This window comes from Pseudomonas entomophila, assembly GCF_029478665.1.
Taxonomy (GTDB): Bacteria; Pseudomonadota; Gammaproteobacteria; order Pseudomonadales; family Pseudomonadaceae; genus Aquipseudomonas; species Aquipseudomonas entomophila_F.
The window spans coordinates 1-10,539 of sequence record NZ_JARPQB010000077.1 but is presented as its reverse complement, the minus strand read 5'-3'; the positions used below and the strand labels follow the sequence as shown (position 1 = coordinate 10,539).

7 protein-coding genes and 1 pseudogene are annotated in these 10,539 nt (G+C 63.5%); 3 read left to right on the top strand and 5 right to left on the bottom strand.

Annotation, left to right across the window (positions count from 1 at the left end):
* Window positions 1-48: 48 nt before the first annotated feature.
* Window positions 49-309, bottom strand: coding sequence for a DUF2798 domain-containing protein (locus tag P5705_RS25155; RefSeq protein ID WP_277463572.1), 261 nt, complete (start codon window positions 307-309; stop codon window positions 49-51).
* A gap of 116 nt (window positions 310-425) precedes the next feature.
* On the opposite strand from P5705_RS25155, the gene P5705_RS25150 reads away from it, so the two are divergent.
* A complete protein-coding gene (locus P5705_RS25150) occupies window positions 426-1,358 on the top strand; it encodes a LysR family transcriptional regulator (RefSeq protein WP_277463571.1) in 933 nt (310 codons plus the stop codon).
* A gap of 42 nt (window positions 1,359-1,400) precedes the next feature.
* On the opposite strand, the gene P5705_RS25145 is transcribed toward P5705_RS25150, so the two are convergent.
* The 3 genes from P5705_RS25145 to P5705_RS25135 form a co-directional block, all read right to left on the bottom strand.
* The gene (locus tag P5705_RS25145) at window positions 1,401-2,663 is read right to left on the bottom strand and encodes an OmpP1/FadL family transporter (protein ID WP_277463570.1); all 1,263 of its coding nucleotides are present in this window, start codon (window positions 2,661-2,663) and stop codon (window positions 1,401-1,403) included.
* Between the two features lie 146 nt (window positions 2,664-2,809).
* On the bottom strand, window positions 2,810-3,292 hold the full coding sequence (locus tag P5705_RS25140; RefSeq protein ID WP_213659967.1) for a hypothetical protein: 483 nt from the start codon (window positions 3,290-3,292) through the stop codon (window positions 2,810-2,812).
* Window positions 3,293-3,552: 260 nt separating this feature from the next.
* Window positions 3,553-3,777 (bottom strand): hypothetical protein, encoded by a 225-nt coding sequence (locus P5705_RS25135; protein WP_011532690.1) that lies wholly within the window; start codon window positions 3,775-3,777, stop codon window positions 3,553-3,555.
* A 928-nt stretch (window positions 3,778-4,705) separates the two neighbouring features.
* Between P5705_RS25135 and P5705_RS25130 the strand changes: the two are divergent.
* A pseudogene (locus tag P5705_RS25130) lies at window positions 4,706-5,044 on the top strand (sel1 repeat family protein); the annotation flags it as partial.
* A gap of 402 nt (window positions 5,045-5,446) precedes the next feature.
* Window positions 5,447-6,805 carry a DNA recombination protein RmuC gene (rmuC, locus tag P5705_RS25125; protein ID WP_277463573.1) on the top strand — a complete coding sequence of 453 codons (1,359 nt, stop codon included), beginning with the start codon at window positions 5,447-5,449 and terminating at the stop codon, window positions 6,803-6,805.
* Here rmuC and P5705_RS25120 read toward each other — a convergent pair.
* Window positions 6,777-10,253, bottom strand: a complete 3,477-nt coding sequence (locus P5705_RS25120; RefSeq protein WP_277463568.1) for a hybrid sensor histidine kinase/response regulator — start codon at window positions 10,251-10,253, stop codon at window positions 6,777-6,779. The genes rmuC and P5705_RS25120 overlap by 29 nt on opposite strands.
* Between the last annotated feature and the right edge of the window lie 286 nt (window positions 10,254-10,539).

Below are 10,539 nucleotides of genomic sequence, written 5' to 3'. Positions count from 1 at the left end.
AAGCCGAAGCCGAAGCCGAAGCCGAAGCCGAAGCCGAAGCCGATCCCCTCAGCGCAATTCCACGGTCAACGCCACCAACCGAACCACCACCGGCCGCACCACCAGCACACAGACAAACGCCACCGGCATCGCCAACTGATAAGCCTTGAGCACACTCCCCAGATAATCGCCATCGACCCCGCCGTTCGCCGCCGTGATCACAAAGCACATCAGCATCGCCATGATCGCCGACATGTAAAAGGCGAAGACATAGGGCATGGCCCCCGGCCGCAGCTTGCGCCGGCTACGTGGTGCAGACAGTTCGTTCATGGAAACCCCGTTCGATTGAGTGGAGGCGCAGGTTAACAATGGCCGCCTGACCCGCTGTAGACCTCGTTCGATGAGTTCTTTATAAAGAAAATATTACGAATGCTCAGGAAAAAGCGATGGACCTGCTCAACGCTATCCGTAGCTTCATCAAGGTGGTCGAGGCCGGCAGCATCGCAGGCGGTGCCCGTGCACTCGGGATCAGCCCGGCGGCGGTCAGCCAGACGCTGGCCCGGCTCGAGGCGCACCTGCAGGTCCGCCTGCTGTCGCGCACCACCCGCAGCATGGCCTTGACCGCCGCTGGCAGCCTCTACTATGAACGCGTCCGTGAGATCGATCGCGACCTCGCAAGGGCCGAACAGGCATTGAGCACACCCGAGAGCGAACCCCAGGGACGCCTGTGCATCGCATCGACCTCGGCATTCGGCCGACACATACTGGCGCCAATGATTCCGGCCTTTGCCGCACGCTATCCGCAGCTTTCAATAGAGTTGGTAACGACTGATCGAAAGGTCAATCACGCCCGTGAGGATATCGATGTCAGCCTGCGCATCACACCGCAGCTGGAGGACAACCTGCTGGCCCGGCACATCGCGCGTATCCCTTTCATCTGCTGCGCGTCGCCCGGCTACCTGGCCAGCGCCGGTTGGCCGGACAGCCCCGAGGTCCTGCGCGATCACCGATGCCTGGTGTTCCGCTACCCGGTGGATGGGCGCTTCCTGCCTTGGGGCTTCGTGCGCGATGGGCTGCGCTTCGAAGCGCCCTTTGGCCCCGTGCTGATCAGCGACGACATCGACGCCCTGACTCAGATGGCGCTGAACGACGGTGGCATCACTCGCCTGGCCGAGTTCATCGTTCGCCCGCACCTGGATGCCGGTCGCCTGGTGCCCTTGTTCGAATTCAGTGCGCACGGCCAGCAGGCCTATGCCCAGACCGAACCCATGGACGTGTACCTGTGCCTGGCCGATCGCTTCGCGATGACCACAAAGGTCCGAGCGTTCATGACCTACCTGGAGCAACAGCTCGGCGATACCTGGCGCGTGCAGGCATGAAAAAACCGCCCGAAGGCGGTTTTTTCATGCAGCGCGAGCGAATCAGAAGCGGTAGGTGAGGGAAGCACCGAGGCCGTGAGCGCTGTTTTCGTACTTGGCCTGGTAAGTACCCTTGGTCGGGCTTGCCAGGTTGACCTTGGTGTCTTCTTCCCACAGGTAGGAGTAAGCCACGTCGATGGTCATGTCGTCGTTCGGGCTCCAGCCGGCACCCAGGCTGAAGCTCTTGCGATCGCCAGTGGGGATGCGTGGCGAACGGTCGTGGTTGTTGGTCGGCGACTGGTCGACGGAGAAGCCAGTACGCAGGGTCCACTCCTTGTTCACCTTGTACGAGGCACCGATGGCGCCGGCCCAGGTGTCGTGCCAGTTCTGCTCTTCGGTGATGGTGCCGAACTGCGCGCGCAGCGCTGCCGGAACATCGTTGTTCACCGTGATGTCTTTCAGGCGGCTCCAGCGCGTCCAGGTGGTGCCTGCGTACAGGGTCCACTGGTCGTCGAGCTCGTGGGTGACCGAGAAGTCCACCGACTCAGGGGTCTTGATCTTCAGGTCGGCATCGAACTTGCTGCCGCTGTAGGGACCGATGAGCGCGTTGTTGATCTTGGTCTTGCCTTCGAGCTTGTAGTCCACCATCGAGTGGTAGGTCAGGCCGAGGCGGGTGTGATCGGTGGCCTGTACCAGGATACCGATGTTGTAGCCGACCGCGGTGTCGTCGCCCTTGATCTTCACTTCACCATCGTTGCGCCCAGGGGTACGCGGGTTGATGGTGTTCGAGCCCAGCTCGCCCTTGATGCGGTTGATGGTCGGACCGAAGCCGATCGAAACCTTGTCGTTGAAGGCGTAGCTGACGGTGGGCTGGAAGGTGACCACTTCGACGTGGCTCTTCTTGCCCCAGTAACGTGCGGCGTCTCCGCTGCCATAGTCGGTCACCAGGCCGAACGGAACGTACACACCGAAGCCGACGCTCCAGTTGTTGTCCAGCGGCTTGACGTAGTAGCCCATTGGCACACCGACGAACGGCACCATGTCACCATCGGTTTCCCCCCCGAGGTTGCTTCCACGGCCCGAAATATCGGATTTGGCAATGATGGCTGCGCCACCCACGGTAATTTGCTCGCGCTTCAGGCGCGACATGCCCGCCGGGTTTCCAAAGACCGTGCTTGCATCTTCGGCAGATGAAGAACGACCCGCGAAACCTGTCCCCATGCCGCTGACACTTTGTTCGTTCAGCGCGAAACCGCTGGCGAGCAAGTGGCTGGAAGCGAGGGCAACGGCAATACCGAGGGAGGTTTTGAGCATTGCTTTTTTCATTATTAGAAACTCCTTGGGATCTCCGGGGCGAAAAGCTACCAACAAATCTCGCTCCACGCTATAGCCTGTAACACAGGAGATAGAGCGGTTTTGTAGGACAATCCGACCAAAATTCCTTTTTTTCCGGTCTTCCAGGGAGATGGCGCTCAGGAAGTCTGGGCCAGCATCGGGGTGATGCAGTGGTGCCAGGCGAGGGTGAAATCGCGCAGTCGCCCTTGAGGGTTGAAGGTCTGTCGCCAGATCCTCGCCAATCCCAACAAGTCGTCGGCGGGCGGCAAGGGGGAGGCCTGTTCTTCGATCAGCATCCAGGCGATAGCCGTGGCGTAGCGCAGGTTGACGGTCAGTTCCAGGTGCGGGCCGCCGAGGAAGGCGTGCTGGCTGGCCAGGCCTCGGACCAGGCTGGCGAGTTCGGGGTCGCGGGCGAGGAAGTCGTCCCACACCGATTGATGGCGCTGTTCACCGATGCGGTACAGGCCATGGCCACGGCGATCATGCAGTGCCGAGCCCAGCGCCGACTGGCTTGCGGCAACGCCCAGTAACAAAGCTTCGGCGCTTTCAGAGTGGCGGTTCAGGTAGATCAGGGTTGGCCGGATCACATATCGGCTCAACTCGGTCGCAGCGATGCCCATGATGCCCTCGCCCAGGATGCCCTTGTTATGGAAAGGGCCGACGGGCGCTGGAGCTTGGCAGCTGGTGAGTGGTCAGGCCCGCCGGAAGCGACCGCAGCCGCTCGAGTTGAAGTGTAGTGTGATAATCGTGGTGTAAAGGGCTGTTTTTAAATCGATTGCTGCCTGAGGGCGCGGGGCATATGCCCGCAGGCAATTAAGCCCGGCACCTTCAGGCCGTTTGGCGGGGCATGCATTCATGGTGTGAATCTGCCGCCATTCGTTCATGCGGTCAGCGATTGGCGGGTGCGCTCGATCACGGCCTGGAGCGGTTCAGCCCGGGTGTACTGGTCCGGGTAGAGGCGCTCGGAGTGGCAGGCGATGCCATGTTCGTCGACCAGGGTGAAGCTGAAGCTGCCCTTGCGTGGGGCAACGATAAGGCACTTCAGTGGAGCGAAGGCTTTGGAAAGGGTGCCGAAGGCAACCTGGATCTGTTGATGGTTACTCATATTGTTGGATGTTCCTGCGTAAGACACGGCTTTTGATCCGTGCACAATAGAAACGTTCCAGTGACATCTTTATTAAGGAGATGCAGAACCTGACTGGAACAGGGCAGCCAGAGGGGCGCATGCAATAGGTGGCGCTGGGCTGACTGGTAGGTACGACAGAAGGCAGGCAGCACACCGGGGCCAGGGTTCGAGGCGCCGGGGAAGATCCTGATCAATCTGAAACGTGATTCGTGCTTGGGCAGCGTGAGCCGCCGAGTGAATCATCGAATGGGCCGGTCCTGATGGGGCAGCGCTGGGCTGCAAGGACTGAGTGGCCAGAATTGACTTTCAGCTGGGTACTAACAGGGCGCAACCCTACACGAATGATTCAGGGGTTGCAAGTTTTTGATGTTTGTTGCGCGAAGCCGGCCATTATGTCGCTTCCAGAGGCTGCTGTGAAGAGGGGCGAATACCCCGGTAATCCCTCGAATGTACCGATTTCGTGCATGGACGTGTCGTTTGATGGTGCACTTGTACACATTCGGGCGGGGACTTGTAACCCCCTTGCAACAGGTTGTGGATGACTCGCCAATGCCTTGACTGGGGGCTTAAGTCAATGAAAAAAAACACTAATTTTTGCTGGTGAAAAAATCGACAGTTTGACTGAAACCCCCATTTCACAGGGGTTTGCGGGCTGTGTAGAGTGGTTGTCCACCGAGTTATCCACAGCTTCTGTGGATTGTCCCGTGCGCTTGCTCTAGGACGGGCGTGCCAGCAGTTTCATGAACTGTCCGACAATCGGGTTCCAGGCTGGAAGTCACACGTGGGCAGCTGTAAAACGTCAAGAAAAAAACATTGAATTTTTTTTGCGTGGCCAAAGGTCGAGCACGTCATGAGCGCGAAAAAGGAGTAGAGTGGCGCGCCTCACGAGTCACCATCGCTGTCGGTCATGAAGCTTCGCGGTAAACACCTCGCCAGTCCTGTTGCATCCCCTGTGCTGCCATCCTCAAAACAGTTTTCCCTGAAAGTGGCCCTGTGGCTGCTCGACAACCCCCGTCTAGGTGACAAACCCAGCGTCAAGCACCTGGCCGGGCGCCTGCTCAAGCAGCCCGCGCGCCAGGGTGTGGTGGTGGCCCAGAGCCGTCTGGGGCAGATGCTTTGCCGTGACTGCGGCAACGCCCGGGACCGGCGCATCGGTCATGAACTGTTGCGCCAGGCCGCGCGCGCCGGTGATCACCGTGCGCAACTGGAATACGGCCGGTTGTGCCAGGCGCAGAAGCCGGAGCAGGGGGCGCAGTAAGCCCGGCGGTTGTTGCTGTAGGAGCGGATTCATCCGCGATGCGCCGCCTGGGCGGCGCTCGATTGCACTAACGCAACACCTCTGCCGGCAAGCACCTTGCGGCCCTGACATTTCGCAATTTTGGATGGAGTCCTGGTTGCCCGGCGAGGGCGTGATGGGGCCATTGGGACCGAGCGCCGCCACGCGGCGCATCGCGGATGAATCCGCTCCTACAGGCAACCTCTCATTCGGGCTGATAAGCTGCGCAGCAATCGTCAACGTTAGATCGGGGTAAGCATGACAGTGGATCTGACCAGCATTCTGCTGGGCTTGGTGGCCGGCGCGGTGCCCTGCCTGGGCTGGGTCATGCAGGTGCAGCGTGGTCAGGGCGCGCGCAGGGCCGAGCAGGCGCTGCTTGAGGAGCGCCTCAACGCCGCGCAGATGGCCCAGGCGGGGTTGCAGGCGCAACTGGAGGCCGGGCGCGACGAGATCAGCGACCTCAGCGAAGCCAACACCGTCAAGCAGACCCAGCTCGCCGCCCAGGGCCGTGAGCTCGAATTGCTGCAGATCGACCGTGACAACGCCCGCGACGCCGCCCACGCCTGGAGCCTGGAGCGCGCCAACCGTGAAGCCGAGCTGCGTCGCCTGGAGGCACAGGCCGCGCGCCTGGAGGCTGAACTGCGCGAGCAGCAGGAGAGCCACCAACAGCGCCTCGAAGACCTGCAAGAGGCGCGTGACACCCTGCGTGCCCAGTTCGCCGAGATGGCGACGAAGATCTTCGACGAACGCGAGCAGCGTTTCGCCCAGACCAGCCAGCAGCACCTGGGGCAATTGCTCGATCCGCTCAAGGAGCGCATCCAGGCGTTCGAGAAGCGCGTCGAGGAAAGCTACCAGCAGGAGGCCCGCGAGCGCTTTTCCCTGGGCAAGGAGCTCGAGCGCCTGCAGCAGCTCAACCTGCGCCTTTCCGACGAAGCCACCAACCTCACCCAGGCGCTCAAGGGTCAGAAGACCCAGGGCAACTGGGGCGAGCTGATCCTCGAACGGGTGCTGGAGCACGCCGGGCTGGAGAAGGGCCGCGAGTACCAGACCCAGGTCAGCCTCAAGAGCGCCGACGGCGAGCGCTTCCAGCCCGACGTGCTGATCATGCTGCCCGGCGACAAGCAGGTGGTGGTCGACGCCAAGGTCAGCCTCACCGCCTACCAGCAGTTCGTCGGCAACAACGACGAGGCTGCGCTCAAGCAGCACGTGCAGTCCCTGCGCAACCATGTCAAAGGCTTGTCGAGCAAGGACTACAACCGTCTGGACGGGTTGCACAGCCTGGACTTCGTCTTGCTCTTCGTGCCGATCGAGGCGGCGTTCTCGGCGGCTCTGCAGGCCGAGCCCAACCTGTTCCAGGAAGCCTTCGACCGGCAGATCGTGATCGTCAGCCCGACCACCCTGCTGGCCACCCTGCGGGTCATCGATAGCCTGTGGAAGCAGGAACGCCAGAGCCAGAACGCCCGCGAAATCGCCGAGCGCGCCGGCTGGCTGTATGACAAGTTCGTGCTGTTCATCCAGGACCTGGACGAACTGGGCGCTCGCCTCACCCAGGTGGACAAGGCCTATGCCGCGGCGCGCAACAAACTCTGCGAAGGGCGCGGCAACCTGGTCAGCCGCAGTGAACAGCTCAAGCTGCTCGGCGCTCGCGCCAGCAAGAGCCTGCCCAGCGAACTGATCGAACGGGCGCTGGCGGACGAAGCCGTTACTGAACCAGGCTCAGATGCCGATTGAGCAGGGCGCGCAAGGCGGCCGGCTTGACCGGCTTGGCCAGGTAGTCGAGGCCGGCGGCGTGGACCATGGCGATGGTTTCGTTGCGCCCGTCGGCACTGATTACCACGCCCGGCACAGGCTCGCCCAGGCGCGCGCGTAGCCAGCCCATCAAGCCGGTACCGGTCTCGCCGTCGTCCAGGTGATAGTCCACCAGGGCCAGGTGCGGGCGTAGCCCTTCGGCGAGCAGCGCCTCGCATTCAGCCTGGTTGCGCGCGGTCCACACCTGGCAACCCCAGCGCCCGAGCAGGCTGTTCATGCCGATCAGGATGCTGTCTTCGTTGTCGACGCACAGCACCTGCAACCCGGCCAGGGGCTGGCCGGGTTGCTCTGCGGCGGCCACGGCGGCGGGTGCCGGGCTGCGGGCGATCGGCACGCTGACGCGGAACACGCTGCCCTTGCCTGGCCACGAACGCACTTCCAGCTGATGCCCCAGTACCCGGCACAGGCCATCGGCAATCGCCAGGCCCAGGCCCAGGCCTTTCTCGGCGCGGGTCTGGTGGCTGTCCAGGCGCTTGAACTCCTGGAAGATCACCTGCAGCTTGTCGTCAGCGATGCCCGGGCCCCGATCCCACACTTCCAGCCACAGGCGCTCGCCCTGGCGCCGTACGCCAAGCAGGAGCGGGCTCTTGCCGTAGCGCAGGGCGTTGGTGAGGAAGTTCTGCAGGATCCGGCGCAGCAGCTTCATGTCGCTGTCGACCCGCAACCGGCTGCCGCGCAGGCGGAACTCCAGGCCTTTCTCGGCGGCCAGCACCTTGAACTCGGCACCCAGGGTGTCGAACAGTTCGTTGAGGGCGAAGGGCTTGACGTCGGGGGTGACCTTGCCGTTTTCCAGGCGTGAGATGTCCAGCAGGTCGCTGATCAGCTCTTCGGCCGAGCGCAGCGAGCTGTCCATGTGCTGCACCAGTTGCTGGGCTTCGTCGTTCATGCCTTCGGCCTGCTGTGACAGGGCCGCGGAGAACAGCCGAGCGGCATTGAGCGGTTGCATCAGGTCATGGCTGACGGCGGCCAGGAAGCGGGTCTTCGACTGGCTGACCGCCTCGGCGCGGCTCTTGGCATCGGTCAGCGCCTGGTTGAGCTGCGACAGTTCGTGGGTACGCTCGGCGACCCGCTGCTCCAGGCTTTCGTTGGAGTCGCGCAAGGCCTGTTCGGCTTCGCGGAACGGGGTGATGTCGGTGAAGCTCATGACGAAGCCGCCACCGGGCATCGGGTTGCCGATCAGCTCGATCACCCGGCCATTGGGGAACAGCCGTTCGGAAGAGTGGGCGCGGCCCTGGCGCATCCAGTGCAGGCGCCGGGCCACGTGGACCTGGGCCTCGCCCGGGCCGCACAGGCCGCGCTCGGCGTTGTAGCGGATGATGTCGGCGATCGGCCGGCCGACGCTGATCAGGCCGTCGGGGTAGTTGAACAGCTCCAGGTAGCGGCGGTTCCAGGCCACCAGGCGCAGGTTCTGGTCGACCACGCTGATGCCCTGGTTGATGTTCTCGATGGCGCCTTGCAGCAGTGCGCGGTTGAACTGCAGCACCTCGCTGGCCTCGTCGGCGATGCGCACCACGTCCTCGAGCTGCATCTCGCGGCCTTCGATGGCGGCCTTGACCACCGCGCGGGTGGAGGAGGTGCCGAGCACCCCGGCGAGCAGGCGCTCGGTGTGTTCGATCCAGTCGCCGTCGGCGTTCTGGTTGGGGTTGAAGCCCTTGCCCTGGCGGTAGGCGAAGCGGATGAAGCTCTGCCGCGCGCGCTCCTCGCCGACGAAGCGCGCTGCAAGCTTGAGCAGGTCGTCGATCTGTACCGCCAGCAGGGGTTTGCTGGAGGGGCGGGCGCTGGTCTGCTGGCCGATGAAGCGGCCGGCCTGCCAGTGCTCGGAGACCCGCGTGCGCGACAGGATCGACACCCAGGCGAACAGGGTGAAGTTGCCCGCCAGCGACAGCACCACGCCTTGGGTCAAGGGTGTGATCGGCAGGTTCAGCGGGTTGCCGTGCAGCCAGGCCAGGCCCGGGAACAGCGACAGCGACCAACCCAGGCTGTGGGCGGTGATGGGCAGGACCAGGGTGTAGAACCACAGGAAGATGCCGGCGGCGAGGCCGGCGAACACGCCGCGGCGGTTGGCCTGTTTCCAGTACAGCGCGCCGAGCATCGCGGGGGTCAGCTGGGTGACCGCGGCGAAGGCGATCTGGCCGATGGTCGCCAGGCTCGCGGTGGAGCCCAGCAGGCGGTAGCTGACGTAGGCCAGCAGCAGGATCACCACGATGGTCACCCGGCGCACCGAGAGCATCCAGTGGCGGAACGCCTCGAACGGCCGTTCGGCGTTGTTGCGCCGCAGCAGCCAGGGCAGCAGCATGTCGTTGGAGACCATGGTCGACAGCGCCACCGCCTCGACGATGACCATGCCGGTGGCCGCCGAGGCGCCGCCGATGAAGGCCAGCAGCGCCAGGCTCGGATGCGCTTCGGCCAGCGGCAGGCTGATGACGAACGAGTCGGAGATCACCGTGCCCGGCAGCAGCATCTGCCCGGCCAGGGCGATGGGCACCACGAACAGCGCGGCCAGCGCCAGGTACAGCGGAAACACCCAGCGCGCCAGGCGCATGTCCTGGGGCTCGATGTTCTCCACCACGGTGACGTGGAACTGCCGTGGCAGGCAGATGATCGCCATCATCGCCACGGCGGTCTGCACCACCATCGAAGGCCAGTTGATGGTCTCCTGCCAGTAGCTTTCCAGCTGCACTGACTGGCGCGCCTGGGTGAACAGGTCGTCGAAGCCGTCGTACAGGTTGAACACCACGAACGCGCCCACGGCGAGGAACGCCAGCAGCTTGACCAGCGACTCGAAGGCGATGGCCAGGACCATGCCCCGGTGGTGTTCGGTGACGTCCAGGCTACGGGTGCCGAAGACGATGGCGAACAGCGCCAGCACCAGCGAGATCACCAGTGCGGTGTCCTGCACCCGGCTGCCGGTGGCGTCGGCGTTGGCGCCGATCAGCAGGTTCACCCCCAGCACGATGCCCTTGAGTTGCAGGGCGATGTAGGGCAGGACACCGACCAGGCAGATCAGCGCCACCACCACCGCAAGCGTCTGCGACTTGCCATAGCGGGCGGCGATGAAGTCGGCGATGGAGGTGATGTTCTGCTGCTTGCTGATCAGCACCATCTTCTGCACCACCCAGGGTGCGAAGATCAGCAACAGCATCGGCCCGAGGTAGATGGGCAGGAACGCCCACAACTGTTCGGCGGCCTGGCCGACCGCGCCGAAGAAGGTCCAGCTGGTGCAGTACACCGCCAATGACAGGCTGTACACCCAGGCACGCAGGCGCGGCGGCAGCGGCGTGCTGCGGCGGTCGCCATAGAAGGCGATGGCGAACATGATGGCCATATAGGCCAGGGCGACCACGGCGATCAGCCCGCTGGACAACGACATGCAAACTCCGGAGCAAAAAATAGAACGCGGTCCCGATCAATCAGTCTGGCACGCGAGGGCCGGTTCGTCAGCGCAGACCATGGTCGCAGTGGCAGGACGTCGCAGGGCGTTCGTTTGCCCGGTGCCAACCCTGCCCCGTAGGAGCCGGCTTGCCGGCGAATGGGCCGGCAATGAAAACCTAGAATGTCCGGTCTCGGCGCGTCCCCAGGTAATAGAACCACGCCGCCAGTATCACCGACCCGATCAACAGATAGAACACCGCCCCCGGCACCAGGTACCCCAGCGC

Coding starts and splice junctions, on each gene's coding strand:
- P5705_RS25145 (WP_277463570.1), bottom strand. CDS start 2,663: ATGAAAAAAGCAATGCTCAAAACCTCCCTCGGTATTGCCGTTGCCCTC.
- P5705_RS25150 (WP_277463571.1), top strand. CDS start 426: ATGGACCTGCTCAACGCTATCCGTAGCTTCATCAAGGTGGTCGAGGCC.
- P5705_RS25155 (WP_277463572.1), bottom strand. CDS start 309: ATGAACGAACTGTCTGCACCACGTAGCCGGCGCAAGCTGCGGCCGGGG.
- P5705_RS25120 (WP_277463568.1), bottom strand. CDS start 10,253: ATGTCGTTGTCCAGCGGGCTGATCGCCGTGGTCGCCCTGGCCTATATG.
- P5705_RS25140 (WP_213659967.1), bottom strand. CDS start 3,292: ATGGGCATCGCTGCGACCGAGTTGAGCCGATATGTGATCCGGCCAACC.
- P5705_RS25135 (WP_011532690.1), bottom strand. CDS start 3,777: ATGAGTAACCATCAACAGATCCAGGTTGCCTTCGGCACCCTTTCCAAA.